The following is a 22,407-nucleotide window of genomic DNA, read 5'->3' on the forward strand; positions in this document are numbered from 1 at the left end:
AGAAGATATTGACATGAAAGCAATGAGCCAGTGTATGCATTTTGGGAAAAGTGTCATGGACAACAGTTATGGAAAGTTCCGGGAATTGCTGGAATATAAGCTGACATGGAGAGGAAAGAGACTGGTACGTGTAGACCGTTTTTTCCCTTCCAGTAAAAAATGCTGTAAATGTGGCAATATAAAGAAAGAACTGAAACTTTCGGACAGAGTATATCTTTGTACATGTGGAAATCGGATAGATCGGGATCTGAATGCGGCAATCAATATACGTGAAGAAGCACGCCGTATGTTGTTGGCAGGATAAATGGGAAGTGTCTGTATCCAGACAATGAAAATATTCCATAACTGGGTAAAAATGAATCGCGGGGCACGCGAGGATAGCTTGTAGATACTTGGCTCAGTAGAGCCATTGAGCAAGAAGCCCTCACTTCAAAATCTGTGATTTAAGTGGTGGGAGCATGTCACAGCAAATCTGATCTCAGATGAGACATGGATGGAAATGTTGAAAGTGAGAAATCAATTAGCACATGATTATGATTGCGATATTGTAAAAGAACATTGTAATACAATTATCGGAACATATATTGATTTACTTTATGAATTTGAGAGGGCAGTAAAAGAACTGTTGGCATAATAGCTGAATAAGTACTAATATAAAAATTGGACTAAAAAAAAAGTGGGGAATGAAAAATGAACGAAAAAAAGAAAGTAGTCTGCACCCCGGAAAAGGTAAGAGAAGTAGCAGTCATGACGATAGCAGTGGGGATTATCGCAGCGGCTGTGTATTTTTTCTTAATCCCGAGTCAGACGTCTATCAGCAGTATATCTGCACTGGCGATCATTATGGCGCATTATGTGCCGCTACATGTGTCTACGATTACGATGATTCTGAATGTGGTGCTGCTTGTGATCGGATTCCTGACGTGCGGAACAGACTTTGGGGCGAAGACGGTATATACGAGTATTCTGCTGCCGGTATATCTTGCGGTGTTTGAACATGTATTTCCGGACTTTCAATCACTGACGAACAGCACAGAGCTGGATGTGTTGTGTTACATTCTGGTGGTCAGTGTCGGACTCAGTATATTATTCAATATGAATGCATCGTCAGGCGGGCTGGATATTGTGGCGAAGGTCATGAATAAGTATCTGCACATTGAACTTGGAAAAGCAATGTCGATCTCAGGGATGTGTGTGGCACTTTCGTCAGCACTGATCTATGATAAAAAGGCAGTGGTTTTAAGTGTACTTGGTACTTACTTTAATGGAATTGTGCTGGATCATTTCATTTTCGGTCAGAATGTAAAGAGACGTGTCTGCATCATTACGAAATACGAAGAAGAGGTGCGGCAGTTCATATTGCATGAATTACATAGTGGTGCGACATTCTACGAGGCAATCGGTGCTTATAACATGAAAAAATATAGAGAGATTATTACGATCGTGGATAAGAGTGAGTATCAGAAGCTGATGAACTATATCGTCCAGAAGGATCCGGACGCGTTTGTGACGGTATATACGGTATCAGATATGCGGTACCGGCCGAAGACGAGAGGATTTTAGCAATAAGAAAAATTCAGAAATAAGAGTTTTGCGGAGTGGTTTTAAACACCATGCATTCGGAAGAAGCTGGGAATATTGAAAAATGTATTTGCTTTCATGGAAGAAAGCGGTAAGATAGAATAAAATATATAACAGGGGGTATGGCAATGAAGGCACATAAAAGATGGTCAGTTGGAGCGTTGATCGCAATGATCGGAGCGATGTATACAGGATATCGTAATTCAAAAGAGGCACATAAGTATTTTGCTTTTGGTGCGCTGGTTTGTATGATTATGGCGGTGTATTCCGGTCACAAGATGATAGGCGGAAAGAGCAAGGCTAAGAAAGCTTTGGAGACGGAAGAGACAGCAGAATAAAGAAAATTATGTGATATACGAAAAGGCCATTAAGTGAAAACTTAGTGGCTTTTGAGTATATCAAAGCAAGTAAGAAAATGGTAAACTTAAAGAGATTCATCGAAAAAAGCTTGTGAAAATGAGTTATAAAAATAGGTTATAAAAAGAAAAAAGGAAGTACGAGGCTGATTAAGAGAATATGAAAATATATGTAGATGCAGATGCCTGCCCTGTAGTAGGTATCGTAGAACAGCTTGCAAAAGAATATGAACTTCCGGTAACACTTCTGTGCGATACGAACCATGTCCTGCACTCGGATTACAGTGAAGTGATTACTGTTGGTGCCGGGGCAGATGCAGTAGACTTCAAACTGGTGAGCCTGTGCCGGAAAGGGGATATTGTTGTGACGCAGGATTACGGCGTTGCGGCTATGATTCTGGGAAAAGGAGCCTGCGGAATCCATCAAAACGGTAAATGGTATACGAATGAAAATATTGACCGGATGCTGATGGAGCGTCATCTGGCAAAGAAGGCAAGAAACACAAAGAAGAAACATCACTTAAAAGGTCCGGCAAAAAGGACGGAAGAAGATGATAAGCGCTTTAAAGAATCATTTGAGAAGCTTATTTTGAAACGAATAAAGGAAGAAAATATTGCAGAGTAGAATCAAATACAGGTAGTAAAATAATAAAAAATGTAAATAGCAAAAAGCAGCAAAAGAGCAAAGAAAGCTGTAAATAGCAAAAGTAACGAAAGAGTATAGAGTAACAAGATGAAAGAAGATAAAAATGAATCAAGATGGGATAAGCTTCTGCATATCCACACAATGGGAAGAGACGACACACATGCAGACCAGTACCGCTATCCATATGAGCCAACACCATACTCTGTACTGGAGCGGCTTGCGAATTCAGGATATATCCGGAAAGGAAATATATTACTGGATTATGGCTGTGGAAAAGGACGGGTAGATATGTTTCTCTCTTATCAGACGAGATGCAGATCCATCGGAATCGAATATGATGAAAGAATATACGAGAAGGCTGTAGAAAATAAAAAAGATGCAGTATCATCAGCGAGAGTCGATATAAAGCTTGCGAACGCAGAGCTGTTTGAGATACCGGAGAGTGTAGACAGAATTTACTTTTTTAATCCATTTTCAGTGGAGATACTTCGAAAAGTGATGGCAAGAATCCTGAAATCGTATTACGTGAAACCAAGGCAGATCCAGATGTTCTTTTACTATCCGTCAGACGAATATATTTCGTATCTGATGACGGTGGAAGCGCTGATGTTTACAGATGAGATTACGTGTATGGATCTGTTCCCGGGAGAAGATCCAAGGGAGCGGATTGCTGTATTTGAAATACAGTAGTGGAAAGCATAAATTAAGGAAGAACAGGAGAATCATATGGCTAAGATTAAGATTATAAAAAAGAATGACGAATACACACAGGAATATGATATTGATGACATCTTTGAAACGACAGGTACCTGGTACGGCGGAGTGCATATTACAGGGAAGACAGGCATTCCGGTATCGCTTGATAAGGATGAGTATGTGGAATTAGATGTGGAGAAAACAAAACAGGAAGAGATGCCGGATACGGTTATAAAAGAAGATGAAGAACCTGCAAAGCAGGATACAGAAGAGGAAAATGTAAATGACACAGTGACCGTCGAACGTGACATACACGTAGGAGACATTGTACGCCATTTTAAGCGCGAATGGGTAGAAGAGGGTACATCTCAATACATTTATAAAGTTCTGGCCTTTGCGGAGCATACAGAGACGGGAGAGAGGCTGGTAGTCTATCAGGCAATGTATGCACCATTTAAAATCTGTGCCAGACCGTATGATATGTTCATGAGTGAAGTGAACAGGGTGAAGTATCCGGATGTGAAGCAGAAGTACCGGTTTGAAAAGGTGGAAATGTAAAAGAGAAAAAAGTCATTGGTAATGTGAAATGCAATGAATGTTATACTCGTAAGAAAGCAACTCGTGAGTTGCTTCTTTACGAGTATATTTTTTTGAATGTTAAAGCATGCAAGAGAAGAGATGGAGAATTATTATAAAACAGCAGGAAAGATCATGAATAAGAGAATTGGAAGCGATACAGCGGCGATTCATAACCGTCTTTTAAGAATACAATGTATGCTGGAGTTGATGAAACAACCTTTGTTTCCACATGCATTTAATATGTATCATACATATTGGGATACATTGATCCAAAGAGCCCGTCCATCTAAGGGAGCTGTTGATTTTATAAAGGAATTAAAAAAGCGAGGTATACGCATCGGAATTGGAACGGATATGACAGCTTATATTCAGTACAAAAAACTGGAAGCGTTAGGAGTAGCACCCTATGTAGACTTTATTGTTACCAGCGAGGAAGCTGGTGTAGAAAAACCGCATCCTCACTTTTTTGAACTTTGTGTGCAGAAGGCAGATGTTAAGGCTTATGAATGTGCATTTATCGGGGACAGCCTTACAAAAGATGTTGAAGGTGCTTGTAATAACGGACTAAATGGAATCCTGTATACGCAGGAGCAAAGTTTGGATGCTAAAATAGATTATTTGAAAATACGATCGTTTGATGATATAAATATGGATTATTTTGATTAAAAATCATAATTATATGAACTTTGAAAACTGAAAAGAAAAGAAAAAAGAGAGAATTCAAGATTGCCTGCAAAAGCAGATATTTTGAATTCTTTTTTTGTGAGTACAAAATAGAGGTGAAAATGCACAAAACAGATAATTTGAAATTATGCATTATGTACGAAAATAACAGAATAGTCATATAAATAATAAACGGTCATATAAAAGCCTTGATATGATTCATAAAAGGTGTTATAACACATATAAAGAAACAAATAAATCACGAAAATAAAATTATATGAATTATTTAGAGGAGGATTTAAATGAGCAAAATTAGTGAAATGACAAGAGAAAGCTGGATCAACAGTACATTTCCTGAGTGGGGAACATGGTTAGTAGAGGATATTGAAAATGAAGTAGTTGCTCCTGGAAATGTAGCTATGTGGTGGCTGGGATGTATGGACAAACTTCCAGGCAGACTGTGATGAGATCAAAGTTCTGTATGACTTCAAAAAGGACCGTAACGAATATAAATTCCACCCATTCTTCTGGCAGGTAGGTGGAAAATATACTTATCCGGCAGACAAAGATAAGATTTACTATCATCACAGAAGAGGATTTGAGGATTGCTTCGAGGCTCCGCAGAACATTCCGTTCCGCTCATGCCTGTAAGAGAAGACGAATAAATAGGAGAAGACCATGTTAAAAGAATTTGTTGAGAGTAAGCATTATAAATTTGCAGAGAGTGCAAAGGACTGGAAAGATGCCATCCGTATGAGTTGTGAATCACTGGAAGCAGATGGTACAGTGGAAGCAAATTATAAGGATGCAACATTATTTTTTACACTTGCATCCTGTAATCCGGAACAGCATCTGGATAACATGTCAAGACTGGCAGAGATGTTGTCTAACGAGGAACTGATTGAAGATCTCAAAAAAGTAAAAGGACCTGAAGACCTTCTGAAGCTTCAGGAAAAATATCTGTAAGAAAATTAAGAGGAAAGAAAAATGAATATTTTAATGAATGTATGGTCGTATTTTGCGACAAATATTTTGGAACAGCCAGCATTCATGATCGGTTTGATTGTTATGATCGGTTATATCTTATTAAAGAAACCTTGGTACGATGTACTGGCCGGTGTGATCAAAGCGATCGTTGGATATCTGATCCTGACGGTTGGTTCATCCGGACTGGTAAGTAACTTCCGTCCTGTATTAGTAGGGTTGAAAGATGTATTTAAGATAGACGCAATGGTTATTGATCCGTATTTTGGGCAGAATGCAGTAACAGCGGGTGTGGAAGAAGTATTTGGTAAAGGATTTGGTGATGCGATGATCCTTCTTCTTATCGCATTTATCGTTAACATTTTACTGGTTCGTTTTAGTAAGTTTACGAAATTGTGTGCGCTGTTTACAACCGGTCATGTGCAGGTACAGCAGGCAGCAACTGCTTACTGGCTGATCATGTTTGCATTGCCAGGACTGCTTACGCATAATGTGGCACTGATCATAGTGATGGCAGTTATCCTTGGTGCCTACTGGGCAGTTGGTGCGAATATTATGATCAAACCTTGTCAGGAAGTTACAGATGGAGCAGGATTTACGCTGGCTCATCAGCAGATGTTTGGTGTCGCATTTAACTACTGGCTGGCAGAGAAACTTTTTGGAAAGAAGAAAGACGGTAAAGAAGTTAAGAAGATTGATGATGTTGAACTTCCGGGATTCATGTCTATCTTCAATGAGAATATGGTATGTACATCACTGTGCATTATCAGAAGGAAAAACGGCAGCTGCTCAGTATGATGTAGTATTCTGTGCACAGAACTTTGCAAATATGTTCAAAGATGCAGAGAAAAAAGGAACGCAGGTAATTGGACTGAGAAATATTATGTCTGCGCAGGAAATCGAGCAGAAAATGAGAGAACACGGCATTATTGATTAATTATGATTGTTTCAGCATAATAACAAAATCCGGGGGTGCTCAGCAAAGGAGCGGAGCACCATTTTTGTAAAAAATTATGCAGAAGAAGTTGCAGGAGGCAGGTCCTTCTGTATTTGGAAAAATCACTTAAAATGCCTGGGCTTATTTTTTTAACCTTTTTACGACAAATAATCAAAAAAAATAATGACAAAGTTCATAAAAGATGGAATAATGATAACGGAGCGGAACTCTAAAAATGAACTTAAAAAACAGAAAAATGAGGTTATGAATTATGAAAAGAGAAAAGGCATATGTAGACAGCAGACGGCAACAGATTTTTGATATACTTACCAAAAATCCGGAGATAAAGGCGGATGAATTGGCAGAGCTTTTGGGAGTATCGGTAGTAACGATCCGACGTGATCTGAGAGTGTTAGAAGAGGAACGTAAGATCAAAAGATTTTACGGTGGAGCAGCTGTGACAGATAAAAAAGAAGCACAGATGGACGAAGTAACACTGTACCGCGATCTGATTGCCCGTTATGCGGCAACACTTGTTGAGTCGGGAGACACTATTTTTATCAACACCAGTAGAAATGCACTGGAACTGATCAAATATGTACACGCTGAGAATGTGACAGTTATTACGAATAATGGAAAAGCCATTAATCATGATAAAGCCAGTGGTGTAAATATTATTCTTACCGGAGGGGAACTTAGATATCCGAAAGAGGCTATGGTAGGAGATTTTGCAGTAAGGACTCTGCAGAATATTTTCGCAAGAAAGACTTTTGTGGGATGTTCCGGTATCAGTGCAAAAACAGGGATGACTACAGAGATTATCAATGAAGTGAATATTAATCAGCTGATGATTGATCATGCGGCTCAGGAAGTATATATTCTGGCTGATCATACCAAGATTGGAAAGAATAGTAGTTTTACAAGCTGTGGAATAGAGAAGGTACAACATCTGATCACGGATGAACTGACTTCGGAAGAGGAACTGGAAAAACTCCGGGCATGTGGAGTACAGATACATATAGTAAGAAAAAGCGATTTCTGGAAATAAGAGTATAGGATTTTGAATTGTGCTGAATGCTGTAAAACAGGAGGAAGACAGCATGAAGGCATATTCGTTAGGATTGTATGAAAAATCCATGCCATCGGATCTGACCTGGAGGAACCACAGATTATGAAATCTTTTAATTATACAATCAATGACGAATTAGGACTGCATGCAAGACCAGCGGGACTTTTTGTAAAAGAGGCAAAAAAATATCAGAGTAAGATCACCCTGACAAAAGAAGGAAAAACTGTTTCCGCAACACAGCTTATGATGATCATGGGACTTGGAGTAAAGAAAGGTGCAGAAGTTACCATTACTGTAGAGGGTCCAGATGAAGAGGAAGCTTATGCAGCAATGGTAACATTCTTCAGGGAGAACCTGTAAGGGGGAGTCGGAAATGGAACGATATACAGGAAAGTCGAGATGAATTATCGGCATCTCCGACATTTATCTATCCTCTTAGAAAAATAATCCGGGAAATGGATTAATATGGATTTATATAGATAAAATAGCGAGACAGTGTTGGCTGCCTCGCTATTTTATTAAATTTCTCGAAAATTGAGAATTATGTCATATTATTTCAATAAATTTGTTGTATATTTATAGCTTGAAACTAAGTATAGTAGATTCAGACTATACAGAAAGAATAACAGTATAAGTGTAGAGAATAGGAGACGAAGATTATGTTAACGTTATTATTTATGATCTGTATGTTTGGAATATTTGGTAAACTGCTTGTGTTTGGATTAAAAGCCACGTGGGGATTATCGAAGTTACTTCTGACGGTGATATTCTTCCCTCTGATCTTAGTAGGAATGGTAGTTGGCGGACTGATCCATCTGGCGTTCCCGATTCTGATTATTGTAGGTATCGTATCATTGTTAAGCAGGAATTATTAATCAGGAAAAGCCACATAGAAGGTAAGGAAAAACGGATATAAAAGAGTACTTAACAGTAAGATGACAATAAAACGAACTACAAAAGAAAAGGGGGATGTCTGTGAAGACAAAGCTAAAAGTAATACTTGTGGTTATTCTTGCATTGGTTATCAGCATTGGTTCCATATCAGCGTATAAGTATATTATAACTCCAAAAGAGGAAAGTATCCCGCTGGAGACGACGCTTGAAGATGCGGCGGAGCTGACAACACAGAAGATGATCATCTCGGATGTATTCAAAAGCACGAAGGGAAACATTCCGCTGATCAACAAGAATAAAATCCTGGTACAGTATAAGACAACTGTGACCGCAGGGCTTGATGTGAAAGAAGCCCAGATAAAAGAGACCGATGATCAGATAAAAATTACGATTCCACATTGTACGATCAATGAGGATTCCATCAAGATCAAATCCAGTGACCTGAAGATCTATGATACGAATTTTGCAATTATGAGTATTGATAAGGAACAGATGCTGGAGATTGTCGGAGAGGCTGAGAAAAAAGCAAAAAAAAGAGCCGAATCCGATGAATACGGATTTCTTGAAAATGCAGATGAAAATGCAAAGAAGGTCATGAAGGGGATGTTTGAAAATGTAGCAGATGGCCGCAAGGTTATTGTAGAATTTCAAAAGTAAATAACAAGGAGGAAACCACAATGAGAATCGTGAATATGCAGAATGAAAACAGAAAATATATCAGTACAAAGGATAATTTCCACGTACTTGAGTACGAAAAAGATGCCAGCGTATCGCCGTTTAATGCAACGGATGAATTCTTCATGAGTAAGATGAATGTAAGAAGAAGACAGGTAGTAATCGATATCAATAAAGAGCATTCTGCAGTGATCCAGGCAGGTGCAATGCAGTGGATGGGCGGAGATGTAAGAGCTACGACAGGAGTAAAAGGTATCGGCGATCTGTTCGGCAAAGCAATCAAAGGTGCAGTGACAAAGGAAGCGGCAGTAAAGCCGGAATACGTTGGAGCCGGAATACTGGTGCTGGAGCCTACATATAAGTATATTATTCTGGAAGATGTATCTAAGTGGGGAGCAGAAGGAATGACGATCGAAGATGGCATGTTCCTTGCATGTGACGGGAACGTAAAAAGTAAAGTCGTAGCCAGAAAGAACGTATCGTCTGCGGTATTAGGTGGAGAAGGATTGTTCAACTTAAGTCTCCGTGGTAATGGTATCGTGGCGCTGGAAAGTAATGTGCCGGAAGAAGAATTGATCGAGATCGAACTTGAAAATGATGAGTTAAAGATTGATGGAAGTATGGCTGTATGCTGGTCTTCGAATCTTGAATTTACGGTAGAGAGAACAACGAAGACGCTGGTTGGTTCAGCGGTCAGCGGGGAAGGCCTGGTTAATGTATACAGAGGAACCGGAAGGGTACTGATGAGTCCGGTGGCTCTGACTGATTCCTTATATGATGCAACCAGCGAACTGGATGCAAAACCAGGAAGATAAATGATTATTGCTCACTGGTAGGAATTTTCTGAATTGAAAATTCCGTATGATGGGGTAATGGATGTGGATTTTGCCAATTTGAGTTAACTGACTTTATGCTGACTTTATTAACGCTCGTTCTTGACATGAATTTTAGGATAACGTTATAATAAAAGGCAGGAGAAAAGGAACATATTTACGGCAAAGCATCCGAAAGGTTGTGACGCAAAGCTATAGGACCTGTAAAATGGTAGCCAGTTGCAATAATAAATAGCAGGAAATGTTATAGTCGTCAAGTATCCGAAGGAAACCGCCGGTGGCGGTGGATGTAGGAGGTATGTCTATAGCATGGCCTGCTTTTTTTATCGGTATGCGTTCGGAAGAAAAATTGCCGGTGGCAGGTTTTCTGTATGATATAAAGGTTTTTGCATGGATATCAGAGGAGCGTAATTCCAGTTCTTGGAGGTGCACATGAGATTATCAATACGAAGAAAAAGACAACAACAGACAGAAGAATATAGACAAATGCAGATTGTTCAGGATGCGGTTGATGATGTGTTGGACAACATCTCGATACTGGATAACATTTCCAGTAAGGAGGAGTTAAATGAAGCGATGCCAAAGCTTCTGGCTTTCCTTGGAAAGTATTCGTTGTCAGACAGATCCTACATGTTTACATGGACAGAGGAAGACAGAAGCGTTATGAAGATGACGCATGAATGGTGTGCTGAGGGAGTTGAACCGACAATAGACAAGATGCAGAATGTGCGGATTGAGGATATGCCAAACTGGGCACCGCGGCTGCGGGCAGGAGAAGCAATCGTATCTGCGGACTGGGAAGAAGAGCGCAGGCAGACACCGGAAGAGTTTGAATTATTTGACGGACAGGATATTCATTCACTGATTGTGATCCCGATCCTTTCGAATAAGAAGTTAAATGGCTATATTGGATTCGACAATCCGGAGCAGAGTAAGACGGCACTTTCGCTGCGGCTTTTAAAAGCAGTGGGGGGTCACATCGGCGGTTTACAAGAGAATCTTCTTATGATGGAAGAGCAGGAAAGACAGAAAATAAAGCTTGAAAATGCACTGGCAGAGGCTACGCTAAACAGTGAGATCGTAGGATCAATCAGTAAAATCTACTGGCTGATCTACCGTATGGATCTGGTGCGGGGGACATACGACGAGGTGTCTTCCGGACAGGAGATGCACCGGCTGACGGGAAAAAGAGGGACAATCGCAGATGTATTTAAAAATGTAAGAGAAACGATCGTGGATGAGGAACATCAGGAACTTATGAGGGAATTCCTGGATACGTCTACACTGGCACTGCGCCTTAAGGATACGGAAAGCATTGCGGCAGAATACAGGGCTGCGAACGGATCGTGGCATCTGGGGCGGTTCATTGTAAAGAAGAGGGATAAGAACGGTGTAGTCACGAATGTATTATATGTTGTGTGCAAGATCGATAAGCAGAAACAGCTGGAGATTGAGTACAGGCAGAAACTTCTTGAGACTGCAGACGAAGCAAGGAGAGCGAATATCGCAAAGACTGATTTTCTGCGGAGAATGAGTCATGATATCCGGACACCGATCAACGGGATTCAGGGTATGATCGAGATTGCAGAGCATTATGCAGATGATAAAGACAAGCAAAAAGAGTGCCGGGAAAAAGTAAGAGAGGCAACGGGATTCCTTATGGAGATTGTGAACAGTGTCCTGGATATGAACAAGCTGGAATCCGGTGCGATCGAGCTTGAGCATGAGCCGTTTGACATTCTTAAAGTACTGGAAGAGACGAACAGTATTACAAAAATGAGTGCGCAGATGAAGGGGCTGACAGTGAACTTTAATCACAGTACCGTAGTCCACCGGCATGTAATCGGAAGTCCGGTGCATTTAAAACAGATCTTGCAGAATATTGCAGGAAATGCGGTGAAGTACAACCGGGAAGGCGGAGAGATACGGCTGTCCTGCGAGGAACTGAAAGGTGAAGAAAGGCAGGCCGTTTATTGCTTTCGGTGTACGGATACGGGACGCGGTATGAGCGAAGAATTCATCAAGCATGCGTTTGAACCATTTGCGCAGGAAGAACAAAGTGCGAGAACGGCATATATGGGAACCGGGCTTGGACTTGCCATTGCAAAACAGCTGACAGAGATGATGAATGGTAAGATCGAAGTAAAAAGTGTGGTAAATGTTGGGACAACATTTACGATTACGATACCGTTTGATCTTCATGTATCATATGAGGAAGAAGAACGGAAAGAAGAGGTCACAGGAACAGAACTGGCCGGCAAGAAAGTCCTTCTGGTAGAGGACAATGATCTGAATATGGAGATTGCGGAATTTCTTCTTGAAAAGGCAGGCATGGAAGTAACAAAAGCGCAGAACGGGGAGATTGCGGTCGAGATATTTAAGATATCGGAGGAAGGATATTTTGACGTTATTTTGATGGATGTCATGATGCCGGTGATGGACGGATTGACGGCAACGAAAAAAATAAGAGAGCTTGAAAGAAAGGATGCAAAAGTAATACCTGTCTTTGCGATGACAGCCAATACATTTGTCAGTGACCGGAAGAACTGCCGCGATGCGGGAATGAACGGGTATATACCGAAGCCTGTAAGTATCCAGACAATTACGGATACGCTGAACTGTGATGTGAATAAGTTGTAGAATGCAACGAATTTTGTAATTTTAAAATGCTTGCGTTATACTAAGAACAGTTCAATAAAAACCAGGGGAGCTTATGAAAGAAGCTGAGAGTAAGATCGTAACTTAGACCCTTGAACCTGTGTGGATAATGCCGGTGTAGGAAGTGTTTGTCGTAATAGGATAAAGTGAAGATGCCGGAAAGCCTGACTGGAAAAGGAAGGCGGGGGGACGGTATCGACAGCCCGAAGGGACTGGAAGGTAAGACATATTCTACATGGGAGTCTCCGATCGAGCAGGCAACACTGAAGACAGTTATGAAGGATGAAGGAGCAGATTTTGACAAGGTAAAACTGATTCCGAATAATATTACAGACGAGCCGGCAGCATTAAAGGCAAAACAGACAGATGCCATCTGGGTATTCTACGGATGGGGCGGCATCAATGCAGATATTGAAAATGTAGACTGTGATTACTGGAACTTTAAAGACATTGATCCGGTATTTGATTACTATACACCAGTTATTATTGCCAACAATGATTTCCTGAAAGATTCACCGGATACTGCGAAAGCATTCTTAGAGGCGACAGAAAAAGGATATGAGTATGCGATCGAGAATCCGAAGAAGGCAGCAGATCTCCTGATCAAGGGTGACGACACAGGATCCTTAAAAGGTTCTGAAGATCTGGTATATGCAAGCCAGGAATGGCTGTCAGAGCAGTATGTTGCAGATCAGGCAAAATGGGGCGTAATCGACGAGACAAGATGGAACAACTTCTATCAGTGGCTGCATGACAACGGACTTACAACACCGGAAGAGGGAAGGGTGCTTCTGAATGGGCAGGATATCACGTCCAGACCGGGAGAGATCAGTTACATGCTTCAGAAGGATCTTCTGTTCCTGCATAAGAAGATCATAGACAATGTGGCACTTCCATTGGTTCTTCACGGGATGAAGAAGAAAGAAGCAAGAGAAAAGGCGTCCGTATATTTTAAAGAATTCGGACTGGAAGGCACACAGTACCAGTATCCGTCGCAGTTATCCGGTGGAATGCGTCAGAGGGCCGCGCTGCTTCGGACATACCTTTCGTCTAAGGGAGTGGCACTTCTGGACGAACCGTTTAGTGCACTTGATACACTGACAAAGACTGCGATCCATAAGTGGTATCTGGATGTAATGCAGCATATTGATCTGGCAACACTTTTTATCACACATGATATTGATGAGGCAATTCTTTTATCTGACCGAATCTATATCCTGAATGGGAAACCAGGAGAGATAAAAGATGAGATCATTATAAAAGAAAAGAAGCCAAGGCCGGAGGATTTTTATCTGACAGATGCATTCCTGGCGTATAAAAGAGATATCATCGGAAGGTTATAAATTCCTGATCGAAAAATTCTATTTAAAAAATCTGTTAGCGTATGCTATAATGAGCTTTAGAATATAAGATGACCGGGAAAATGTGTGAAGTCTTGCAATACATATTTGGAAAATAGTATGGCAGAACGGCATTTCATGGGGCATATGAAGATTAGAGAGTAGGAGAAAAAGAATATGACAATACAGGAATGTTATGAAGCCATTGGCGGTAATTACGATGACGTATTAAAAAGAGTCCGCAGCGAAGCATTAATTCAGAGATTCACACTGAAGTTTCTTGCGGATAAGAGTTACCCACAGTTAAAAGAGTCACTCGAAGCAAAGAATTATGAAGATGCATTTCGTGGTGCGCATACATTAAAGGGTGTATGCCAGAACCTTTCGTTCGACCGCCTGTATGAGGTGAGCTGTGATCTGACAGAGCTTTTAAGAGACAGAACCGGTACACAGCCAGGAATTCTGGAAGCGATGGCAAAAGTTACGGAAGTGTATGAAGCGACAATTAAAGAGATTGAAAAGCTGGATCAGTAAAACTGGACAGGCAATCTTATTATTTATTATGTGAAATGTAAAAAATACCGGTGATTGTAAAATTGCCGGTATTTTTTGTTGCGCAGGTGTTACTGTATTATACGGAATTTTCTGAACTGAAAATTCCGTATGATACAGTAACGTTTAGGTATATCGGGCGGCATTGATTACAGACTTGAGATAATAGACAAGAAGGATTATAATATAGAGCAGAAAATGGAGGATAATACACATGTGGGGAAAAAAACGCATATCTGCCATGCTTATGGCAGTGATCGTAGGTGTGTCGGCGGGAATGTCGCAGACGGTTACCTATGCGGAACCAACGACAGATAATACTGCGGCGGCAACTGACGCAGCAACGCAGCAGGCACTGACACCGGAACAGCAGGCGCAGCAGGAGGAACAGAACGTATACAATATGGAAGTCCAGTCGAATGGCTGGGAGAACTGGCCGCAGGGACCTGGAACTTATGGAGAAGCAGCAATCGTGATGGATGCAGGAACGGGAAGTATCCTGTATGCAAAGAATATCGACGAACATGAATATCCGGCAAGTATCACAAAAGTGCTGACATCACTGGTTGCTTTTAAATATGGAAAGCTGACGGATAATGTAACCTTCAGTAACGACTGTATTTCTTTTATGCAGCCGGGAGATTCGTCTGTCGGATTAAAAGAGGGAAATGTCATTTCACTGGAGCAGGCACTGTATGCAACACTTCTGGCATCGGCAAATGAAGCAGCATATGCTGTAGCAGAAAATGTCGGAACGAATGCCGGACATGATTACAACTGGTTCATCGAACAGATGAATGAGGAATGTAAAAAGCTTGGAGGCAATAATTCTAATTTTGTGAATGCCAATGGATTGCATGATGACAATCATTATACCTGTGCAAGAGATATGGCGCTGATCGGACGTGAAGTGTGGAGATACCCGGAATTTACAAAGATCTGCCAGAACCAGAGTTATACGATTCCGGCAACCGCGACGACGGAAGAGCATGTATTTGCCCAGCATCATAAGATGCTGATCGATGTAAATAAGAATTATTATGAATATGCCGTAGCAGGAAAGACCGGATATACATCCAATGCATTATCCACATTGATCACGATGGCTGATAATGGCAATATGAAACTGGTATGTGTAGTATTAAGAACACATGGGGTACACATTTATACAGATACAAGAGAACTGTTCGAGTATGCATTTAACAACTTCCAGAAGGTGAATGTTGCAGAGCAGAAGAAGCCGGAAGGCGTCAAAGAATTCATAAGTGCGGGTGAATCTAAGGAAGCACAGACATTGGAAAAAGAGAACCTGTCCGGTAATGAATATCATGTACAGGATGACGGATATGTGCTGTTGCCAAACGGCGTGGAATTCTCGGATGTGAAGCATGAAGTCACAGATGTGGATCAGAAGAGTGGAGAAGGTACGATTAAGTATACCTATGACGGACACGAAGTAGGAAGTGCAACGGTAGTATTTACAAAGTCATATCTTAAGAAACTGTCGGATGAGGAAAAGTCCGGGGATTCTAAGAGTGCTAATGTGGATAACTCTGAGAATAATAAGAGCTCTGGTGGAAAACATTTTATAAAGCAGATCGAGAGCAAGATTCAGAAAGCATGGAAGCTATATCAGAAGAAATATTATGAAAAACCATTGAAGGTCAGAAGAATCATTGCCGCAGAGGAAGTGTTGTTAGTTGTTCTGATCCTGGCTTTTATCATATCATTGCTTCGCAGACGCAAATAAATCCTATTAAAAAAGGTAAAACCCCTTGACGGATTTTGCAGTTGTTGCATATAATAAGGAATGTGAAAAACGTTGACGAAGACAGTAAGATATAACAGAACGCAATAGCGAGCCGGGGATGGTGGAAGTCCGGTACAAGTAAGATATATCTGAATATCACTTCTGAGTTGCAGATTTTGAAAGGTTTTGAGACTGTGAACAAAAGCTTGATTGCCAAGTAAAAACTGACGGCATTCCTCCGTTACAGGGAAGACATATGATGGTATGTTAGGTGGTTATAAACGTAAGTTCAGCTTTCGTCCTATACAGGGCGGGAGCTTTTTTTTGTCTCGGGATTTAATATGATGTATAGAAGTCCGGAGGAAGAATCCATCCGGGGACAGGGCATTTTGAAAAAGGGACAGGACATTTTTAATTTGGGACGGAGTTTTTTAAAAAATCCTCCGTCCCCAAGGAGGTTAATATGTATAAGAAAGTTTCTACGGATCTTAATTTTGTAGACAGAGAAAAACAGACTGAAAAGTTCTGGGAAGATAATGACATCTTCAGAAAAAGTATGCGTGACCGTGAAGGCAACGAGATCTATATGTTCTACGACGGCCCTCCGACAGCTAACGGAAAACCGCATATCGGACACGTTCTGACACGTGTTATCAAGGATATGATTCCAAGATACCGCACAATGAAAGGATACGAAGTTCCAAGAAAGGCCGGATGGGATACACACGGACTTCCTGTAGAGCTCGAAGTTGAAAAACTTCTCGGACTGGACGGAAAAGACCAGATCGAAAAATACGGTATGGAACCATTCATTAAAAAATGTAAAGAAAGCGTATGGAAATACAAAGGTATGTGGGAAGATTTCTCTAATACTGTAGGTTTCTGGGCTGATATGGATGACCCATATGTAACATATGACAACAACTTCATCGAGTCTGAGTGGTGGGCACTTAAGAGAATCTGGGACAAGAAGCTCCTTTATAAAGGATTCAAGATTGTGCCATACTGCCCTCGTTGTGGAACTCCGCTTTCCGCACAGGAAGTTGCTCAAGGGTATAAGGATGTAAAAGAACGCTCTGCAATCGTTCGATTTAAAGTAGTGGGAGAAGATGCATATTTCCTCGCATGGACAACTACACCATGGACACTGCCATCTAATATCGCACTCTGCGTAAACCCAGAAGAAGATTATGCAAAAGTAAAAGCTGCTGACGGATATACTTACTATATGGCAGTTGCACTTCTTGATACAGTACTTGGAAAACTTGCAGAAGAAGGACAGAAAGCATACGAGATTCTTGAGACATACAAGGGTAAAGATCTCGAATACAAAGAGTATGAGCCATTATACCAGTGTGCTTATGACTGCGCTTCTAAGCAGAATAAGAAAGCATTCTTCGTTACATGCGATACTTATGTAACACTGACAGATGGTACTGGTGTTGTTCATATCGCTCCTGCATTTGGTGAAGATGATGCCAAGGTTGGACGTAAGTATGATATGCCATTCGTACAGTTAGTAGATGAAAAAGGTAACATGGGAGAGACAACTCCATTTGCCGGATTATTCGTTAAGAAGGCTGACCCGGAAGTATTAAAAGACCTCGACGGGCGTGGACTTCTCTACGATGCACCGAAGTTCGAGCATAGCTATCCACACTGCTGGAGATGTGATACACCACTTATTTACTACGCTCGTGAATCATGGTTCATCAAGATGACAGAAGTAAAAGATGATCTGATCGCTAACAACAACACAATCAACTGGATTCCGGAAAGCATCGGTAAAGGACGTTTCGGCGACTGGCTTGAGAACGTTCAGGACTGGGGTATTAGCCGTAACCGTTACTGGGGAACTCCACTGAATATCTGGGAGTGTGAGTGCGGACACCAGCATTCAATCGGAAGCATTGAAGAGCTGAAAGAAATGTCTGACAACTGTCCGGATGAGATCGAACTTCACCGTCCATACATCGACGAAGTAACGATCAAGTGCCCATGCTGTGGAAAACAGATGCACAGAGTACCGGAAGTTATCGATTGCTGGTTCGACAGTGGATCTATGCCATTTGCACAGCATCACTATCCATTTGAGAATAAAGAATTATTTGAAAAGCAGTTCCCTGCAGATTTCATTTCCGAGGCTGTTGACCAGACCCGTGGATGGTTCTACTCACTGCTTGCAATCTCAACATTGATCTTCAACAAAGCACCATACAAGAACGTTATCGTACTTGGACACGTGCAGGATGAAAATGGTCAGAAGATGAGCAAATCAAAAGGAAATGCAGTTGATCCATTCGATGCACTGGAAAAATACGGAGCAGATGCGATCCGCTGGTACTTCTATGTTAACAGTGCACCATGGCTTCCAAACCGTTTCCACGGAAAAGCTGTTGTAGAAGGACAGAGAAAGTTCATGGGAACACTGTGGAACACTTATGCGTTCTTCGTACTGTATGCAAATATCGATGATTTCGATGCAACAAAATACACACTGGAATATGACAAACTGTCTGTTATGGATAAATGGCTTCTGTCTAAGCTCAATTCAGCAATCAAGGCAGTAGACTATGACTTATCTAACTATAAGATTCCGGAAGCAGCAAAGGCACTTCAGAGTTTCGTAGATGACATGAGTAACTGGTATGTAAGACGCAGCCGTGAACGTTTCTGGGCTAAGGGAATGGAGCAGGATAAGATCAATGCTTACATGACTCTGTACACAGCACTGGTTGAGATCTGCAAGACAGCAGCTCCGATGATCCCGTTCATGACAGAAGAGATTTACCAGAACCTGGTAAGAAGCGTTGATGAAAGCGCTCCGGAAAGTATCCACCTGTGTGACTTCCCGGTTGTAAATGAAGCACATATCGATACAGAACTGGAAGCTAACATGGACAACGTTCTGAAGATGGTTGTTATGGGACGTGCATGCAGAAATACTGCTAACATCAAGAACCGTCAGCCGATCGGACAGATGTATGTAAAAGCTGATTTTGAAGTTCCGGAATTTTACAAAGACATCGTAAAAGATGAATTAAATGTAAAGAATGTAACATTTACACAAGATGTACGTGACTTTACTTCATATACTTTTAAACCTCAGTTAAAGACAGTTGGTCCAAAATATGGTAAAATGTTAGGAGGTATTAAAGCAGCGCTCGACAACCTCGAAGGAAATGCAGCAATGGATGAGTTAAATGCTACAGATGCCCTGAAGCTTGATATCAATGGACAGGAAGTAACTCTGTTCCGTGAAGATCTGTTGATTGAATCTGCACAGATGCCAGGATATGTATCTGAAAATGATAACGGAATCACAGTTGTTATGGATACAAACCTTTCAGAAGAACTTCTGGAAGAAGGATTCGTACGTGAGATCATCAGTAAAGTACAGACCATGCGTAAGGAAGCAGGATTCGAAGTTATGGATAAGATTGCAGTAACTTACGAAGGTACAGAAAAAGCAGAAAAAGTATTTGCAGATAATGCATCTACTATCGCAGACGAGACACTTGCACTGGAAGTTACAAAAGCCGCTCCTGCGGGATATACCAAAGAGTGGAAGATCAACGGTGAGGCAGTAACAATCGGTGTAGAAAAAAGATAATCAAAGCCCAAGTTTTATCAGAAGGGAAGTAGAAAATGTATAATCCAAGATTTGAAAAAGACGTATTTAAAAGAGATGTACGGAACAATGTAAAGACATTGTTCCGTAAGGAAGTAGAAGAAGCAACTCCTCAGCAGTTGTTCCAGGCAGTTTCTTATGCTGTAAAAGAAGCTATCATCGATGACTGGCTTGCAACACAGAAGCAGTATGAGAAAGACGATCCGAAGACCGTATATTACATGTCCATGGAATTCCTGCTCGGAAGAGCTCTTGGAAACAACCTGATCAACATGACAGCATATAAAGAAGTAAAAGAAGCTCTGGAAGAGATGGGAATCGATCTCAACGTGATCGAGGACCAGGAGCCGGATCCGGCACTTGGTAACGGTGGACTTGGACGTCTGGCAGCTTGTTTCCTGGATTCTCTTGCAACACTGGGATATGCATCTTATGGATGTGGTATCCGTTACCGTTATGGTATGTTCAAGCAGAAGATCAGAGACGGCTATCAGGTAGAGGCACCGGATAACTGGTTAAAAGACGGTAACCCGTTCGAGCTTCGCAGACCTGAATATGCAAAAGAAGTACGTTTTGGTGGAAATATCCGTGTAGAATACGATGAGAATGGTAAGACTCATTTCGTTCAGGAGAACTATGAATCCGTAATGGCTATCCCTTACGATTATCCAATCGTTGGTTATGGTAACCACATCGTTAATACACTCCGTATCTGGGATGCAGAAGCGATCGTAAACTTCCAGTTAGATTCATTTGACCGTGGAGATTATCACAAAGCTGTTGAGCAGGAGAACCTTGCAAAGAATATCGTAGAAGTTCTTTATCCAAATGATAACCACTACGCAGGAAAAGAGCTGAGACTGAAACAGCAGTATTTCTTCGTATCCGCAAGTATCCAGGCAGCAGTTGCGAAGTTCAAAAAGAAACATGGCGATATCAGCAAACTTCCTGAGAAGGTAACATTCCAGATGAATGATACACATCCTACAGTAGCAGTAGCAGAGCTTATGCGTATCCTTCTTGATGAGGAAGACCTTGGATGGAATGAAGCATGGGATATCACAACAAAATGCTGTGCATACACCAACCATACCATCATGGCAGAAGCACTTGAGAAATGGCCAATCGACCTGTTCTCTAAATTGCTTCCACGTATCTACCAGATCATTCAGGAGATCGACCGCCGTTTCATCGAGCAGGTAAGAGCACAGTATCCTGGTAATGAAGAGAAAGTAAGAAAGATGGCAATCCTGATGGATGGCCAGGTTAAGATGGCACACCTTGCAATCGTTGCAGGTTATTCTGTCAATGGTGTTGCAAAACTGCATACAGAGATCCTGAAGAATCAGGAGTTAAAAGACTTCTATCAGATGATGCCAGAGAAGTTCAATAATAAAACAAATGGTATCACACAGAGACGTTTCCTCATGCATGCGAACCCACTGCTTGCTGACTGGGTAACAGAAAAACTCGGAACAAAAGAATGGATCACAGACCTGTCTAAGATGGACGGACTGAAGAAATGGCTGGATGATGAAGAAGCTCTGAAAGAATTCATGACAATCAAGTTCAAGAACAAAGAGCGTCTTGCAGCTTACATCAAAGAGCATAACGGAGTAGAAGTAGATCCAAGATCTATCTTCGATGTACAGGTAAAACGTCTGCACGAGTACAAACGTCAGCTCCTTAACATCCTGCATGTAATGTATCTGTACAACCAGATCAAAGAGCATCCGGAAATGTCCTTCTATCCTAAGACATACATCTTCGGTGCAAAAGCATCTGCCGGATACATCCGTGCAAAAGAGATCATTAAACTGATCAACTCTGTTGCTGATGTGATCAACAATGACCGCAGCATCAACGGAAAACTGAAAGTTGTCTTCATCGAAGATTACCGCGTATCTAACGCTGAGCTGATCTTCGCAGCAGCTGACATCAGTGAGCAGATTTCTACAGCTTCCAAAGAAGCTTCCGGAACAGGTAACATGAAGTTCATGATGAACGGTGCACCGACTCTTGGAACAATGGACGGAGCGAACGTAGAGATCGTAGACGAAGTTGGAATCGACAATGCATTTATCTTCGGACTGAGTGCTGACGAAGTTATCAACTACGAGCAGAACGGTGGATACAATCCATACGATATCTACAACAATGATCCAGAGATCAGAAGAGTTGTAGACCAGCTGGTAGACGGAACATATTCTAACGGAGATAAAGAGATGTACCGTGATCTTTACAACAGCCTTTTGAACAACCAGGGTGGATCAAAAGCAGATATGTACTTTATCTTAAAAGACTTCCGTTCTTACGCAGATGCTCAGGCACGCGCTATGGAAGCTTACAAAGATACAGATAAATGGGCAAGAATGGCTCTTAAGAACAGTGCATGCTGTGGTAAATTCTCAGCAGACAGAACAATCCAGGAATATGTAGATGATATTTGGCATCTGGATCATGTCGTAGTAGAAGAGGCAGAACTGGACTACTAAGAGACTGTTGATATGAATATTTCAGTGACAGAGCTTTCGGGGTTCTGTGGCTGATGATAAGATGGAAT

The 22,407-nt window shown here is 41.3% G+C and carries 21 protein-coding genes, 3 pseudogenes and 1 riboswitch; all 24 genes and pseudogenes read left to right on the forward strand.

Going from position 1 to position 22,407, the window contains the following annotated elements; translation table 11 throughout:
* The coding region (locus tag ACWJAF_RS03450; RefSeq protein WP_448862237.1) for a zinc ribbon domain-containing protein at positions 1–304 on the forward strand (304 nt) is incomplete at its 5' end.
* A gap of 189 nt (positions 305–493) precedes the next feature.
* Positions 494–634: a hypothetical protein gene (locus ACWJAF_RS03455; RefSeq protein WP_448862239.1), complete on the forward strand. Its 141-nt coding sequence runs from the start codon at positions 494–496 to the stop codon at positions 632–634.
* A 56-nt stretch (positions 635–690) separates the two neighbouring features.
* A complete protein-coding gene (locus ACWJAF_RS03460; RefSeq protein WP_448862241.1) occupies positions 691–1,563 on the forward strand; it encodes a YitT family protein in 873 nt (290 codons plus the stop codon).
* A 146-nt stretch (positions 1,564–1,709) separates the two neighbouring features.
* Positions 1,710–1,919 carry a DUF6219 family protein gene (locus ACWJAF_RS03465; RefSeq protein ID WP_296033678.1) on the forward strand — a complete coding sequence of 70 codons (210 nt, stop codon included), beginning with the start codon at positions 1,710–1,712 and terminating at the stop codon, positions 1,917–1,919.
* Positions 1,920–2,097: 178 nt separating this feature from the next.
* Positions 2,098–2,562, forward strand: a complete 465-nt coding sequence (locus ACWJAF_RS03470; RefSeq protein WP_448862242.1) for a YaiI/YqxD family protein — start codon at positions 2,098–2,100, stop codon at positions 2,560–2,562.
* Between the two features lie 108 nt (positions 2,563–2,670).
* Positions 2,671–3,273, forward strand: coding sequence for an SAM-dependent methyltransferase (locus tag ACWJAF_RS03475; protein WP_296033676.1), 603 nt, complete (start codon positions 2,671–2,673; stop codon positions 3,271–3,273).
* Positions 3,274–3,309: 36 nt separating this feature from the next.
* Entirely contained in the window at positions 3,310–3,837 is a 528-nt protein-coding gene (locus ACWJAF_RS03480; RefSeq protein WP_448862244.1) for a DUF1653 domain-containing protein, read from the forward strand.
* Positions 3,838–3,933: 96 nt separating this feature from the next.
* Positions 3,934–4,524: an HAD family hydrolase gene (locus ACWJAF_RS03485; protein WP_448862246.1), complete on the forward strand. Its 591-nt coding sequence runs from the start codon at positions 3,934–3,936 to the stop codon at positions 4,522–4,524.
* Between the two features lie 299 nt (positions 4,525–4,823).
* The gene (locus tag ACWJAF_RS03490) at positions 4,824–4,985 is read left to right on the forward strand and encodes a hypothetical protein (RefSeq protein WP_296091972.1); all 162 of its coding nucleotides are present in this window, start codon (positions 4,824–4,826) and stop codon (positions 4,983–4,985) included.
* Positions 4,951–5,172: pseudogene (locus ACWJAF_RS03495) on the forward strand (L-ascorbate 6-phosphate lactonase); the annotation flags it as partial. The gene ACWJAF_RS03490 and the pseudogene ACWJAF_RS03495, both read left to right, overlap by 35 nt.
* A gap of 27 nt (positions 5,173–5,199) precedes the next feature.
* Complete coding sequence (locus ACWJAF_RS03500; RefSeq protein ID WP_296091967.1) at positions 5,200–5,487, forward strand: PTS sugar transporter subunit IIA; 288 nt, start codon at positions 5,200–5,202, stop codon at positions 5,485–5,487.
* Between the two features lie 21 nt (positions 5,488–5,508).
* Positions 5,509–6,303: a PTS transporter subunit IIC gene (locus tag ACWJAF_RS03505; RefSeq protein ID WP_448862249.1), complete on the forward strand. Its 795-nt coding sequence runs from the start codon at positions 5,509–5,511 to the stop codon at positions 6,301–6,303.
* A 410-nt stretch (positions 6,304–6,713) separates the two neighbouring features.
* On the forward strand, positions 6,714–7,490 hold the full coding sequence (locus ACWJAF_RS03510; protein ID WP_448862250.1) for a DeoR/GlpR family DNA-binding transcription regulator: 777 nt from the start codon (positions 6,714–6,716) through the stop codon (positions 7,488–7,490).
* 123 nt (positions 7,491–7,613) lie between these two features.
* Positions 7,614–7,871 (forward strand): HPr family phosphocarrier protein, encoded by a 258-nt coding sequence (locus ACWJAF_RS03515; RefSeq protein ID WP_296033667.1) that lies wholly within the window; start codon positions 7,614–7,616, stop codon positions 7,869–7,871.
* A gap of 299 nt (positions 7,872–8,170) precedes the next feature.
* Entirely contained in the window at positions 8,171–8,386 is a 216-nt protein-coding gene (locus ACWJAF_RS03520) for a hypothetical protein (protein ID WP_296033665.1), read from the forward strand.
* A gap of 100 nt (positions 8,387–8,486) precedes the next feature.
* Positions 8,487–9,062 carry a DUF4230 domain-containing protein gene (locus ACWJAF_RS03525; protein ID WP_448862252.1) on the forward strand — a complete coding sequence of 192 codons (576 nt, stop codon included), beginning with the start codon at positions 8,487–8,489 and terminating at the stop codon, positions 9,060–9,062.
* 20 nt (positions 9,063–9,082) lie between these two features.
* Positions 9,083–9,895 carry an AIM24 family protein gene (locus ACWJAF_RS03530; protein ID WP_448862254.1) on the forward strand — a complete coding sequence of 271 codons (813 nt, stop codon included), beginning with the start codon at positions 9,083–9,085 and terminating at the stop codon, positions 9,893–9,895.
* A gap of 169 nt (positions 9,896–10,064) precedes the next feature.
* Positions 10,065–10,140, forward strand: a riboswitch (cyclic di-GMP riboswitch).
* Between the two features lie 205 nt (positions 10,141–10,345).
* Entirely contained in the window at positions 10,346–12,553 is a 2,208-nt protein-coding gene (locus ACWJAF_RS03535) for a hybrid sensor histidine kinase/response regulator (RefSeq protein WP_448862256.1), read from the forward strand.
* Between the two features lie 170 nt (positions 12,554–12,723).
* Positions 12,724–13,149 (forward strand): annotated as a pseudogene (locus ACWJAF_RS03540) (ABC transporter substrate-binding protein); the annotation flags it as partial.
* 180 nt (positions 13,150–13,329) lie between these two features.
* A pseudogene (locus tag ACWJAF_RS03545) lies at positions 13,330–13,914 on the forward strand (ABC transporter ATP-binding protein); the annotation flags it as partial.
* Between the two features lie 174 nt (positions 13,915–14,088).
* Positions 14,089–14,445 carry an Hpt domain-containing protein gene (locus tag ACWJAF_RS03550; RefSeq protein WP_448862258.1) on the forward strand — a complete coding sequence of 119 codons (357 nt, stop codon included), beginning with the start codon at positions 14,089–14,091 and terminating at the stop codon, positions 14,443–14,445.
* Between the two features lie 232 nt (positions 14,446–14,677).
* Positions 14,678–16,213: a D-alanyl-D-alanine carboxypeptidase family protein gene (locus ACWJAF_RS03555; protein WP_448862260.1), complete on the forward strand. Its 1,536-nt coding sequence runs from the start codon at positions 14,678–14,680 to the stop codon at positions 16,211–16,213.
* Between the two features lie 463 nt (positions 16,214–16,676).
* Positions 16,677–19,826, forward strand: a complete 3,150-nt coding sequence (gene ileS, locus ACWJAF_RS03560) for an isoleucine--tRNA ligase (RefSeq protein WP_448862262.1) — start codon at positions 16,677–16,679, stop codon at positions 19,824–19,826.
* 35 nt (positions 19,827–19,861) lie between these two features.
* The gene (locus tag ACWJAF_RS03565) at positions 19,862–22,339 is read left to right on the forward strand and encodes a glycogen/starch/alpha-glucan phosphorylase (RefSeq protein WP_448862264.1); all 2,478 of its coding nucleotides are present in this window, start codon (positions 19,862–19,864) and stop codon (positions 22,337–22,339) included.
* Positions 22,340–22,407: the final 68 nt, after the last annotated feature.

The organism is Dorea sp., from assembly GCF_977044405.1.

Bases quoted from the DNA above. Each gene is read 5' to 3' on its own strand.
- ACWJAF_RS03520 (WP_296033665.1), top strand. From the start codon at position 8,171: ATGTTAACGTTATTATTTATGATCTGTATGTTTGGAATATTTGGTAAA.
- ACWJAF_RS03565 (WP_448862264.1), top strand. From the start codon at position 19,862: ATGTATAATCCAAGATTTGAAAAAGACGTATTTAAAAGAGATGTACGG.
- ACWJAF_RS03550 (WP_448862258.1), top strand. From the start codon at position 14,089: ATGACAATACAGGAATGTTATGAAGCCATTGGCGGTAATTACGATGAC.
- ileS (WP_448862262.1), top strand. From the start codon at position 16,677: ATGTATAAGAAAGTTTCTACGGATCTTAATTTTGTAGACAGAGAAAAA.
- ACWJAF_RS03465 (WP_296033678.1), top strand. From the start codon at position 1,710: ATGAAGGCACATAAAAGATGGTCAGTTGGAGCGTTGATCGCAATGATC.
- ACWJAF_RS03555 (WP_448862260.1), top strand. From the start codon at position 14,678: ATGTGGGGAAAAAAACGCATATCTGCCATGCTTATGGCAGTGATCGTA.
- ACWJAF_RS03530 (WP_448862254.1), top strand. From the start codon at position 9,083: ATGAGAATCGTGAATATGCAGAATGAAAACAGAAAATATATCAGTACA.
- ACWJAF_RS03535 (WP_448862256.1), top strand. From the start codon at position 10,346: ATGAGATTATCAATACGAAGAAAAAGACAACAACAGACAGAAGAATAT.
- ACWJAF_RS03510 (WP_448862250.1), top strand. From the start codon at position 6,714: ATGAAAAGAGAAAAGGCATATGTAGACAGCAGACGGCAACAGATTTTT.
- ACWJAF_RS03500 (WP_296091967.1), top strand. From the start codon at position 5,200: ATGTTAAAAGAATTTGTTGAGAGTAAGCATTATAAATTTGCAGAGAGT.
- ACWJAF_RS03485 (WP_448862246.1), top strand. From the start codon at position 3,934: ATGTTAAAGCATGCAAGAGAAGAGATGGAGAATTATTATAAAACAGCA.
- ACWJAF_RS03460 (WP_448862241.1), top strand. From the start codon at position 691: ATGAACGAAAAAAAGAAAGTAGTCTGCACCCCGGAAAAGGTAAGAGAA.
- ACWJAF_RS03455 (WP_448862239.1), top strand. From the start codon at position 494: ATGGAAATGTTGAAAGTGAGAAATCAATTAGCACATGATTATGATTGC.
- ACWJAF_RS03490 (WP_296091972.1), top strand. From the start codon at position 4,824: ATGAGCAAAATTAGTGAAATGACAAGAGAAAGCTGGATCAACAGTACA.
- ACWJAF_RS03505 (WP_448862249.1), top strand. From the start codon at position 5,509: ATGAATATTTTAATGAATGTATGGTCGTATTTTGCGACAAATATTTTG.
- ACWJAF_RS03515 (WP_296033667.1), top strand. From the start codon at position 7,614: ATGAAATCTTTTAATTATACAATCAATGACGAATTAGGACTGCATGCA.
- ACWJAF_RS03475 (WP_296033676.1), top strand. From the start codon at position 2,671: ATGAAAGAAGATAAAAATGAATCAAGATGGGATAAGCTTCTGCATATC.
- ACWJAF_RS03480 (WP_448862244.1), top strand. From the start codon at position 3,310: ATGGCTAAGATTAAGATTATAAAAAAGAATGACGAATACACACAGGAA.
- ACWJAF_RS03470 (WP_448862242.1), top strand. From the start codon at position 2,098: ATGAAAATATATGTAGATGCAGATGCCTGCCCTGTAGTAGGTATCGTA.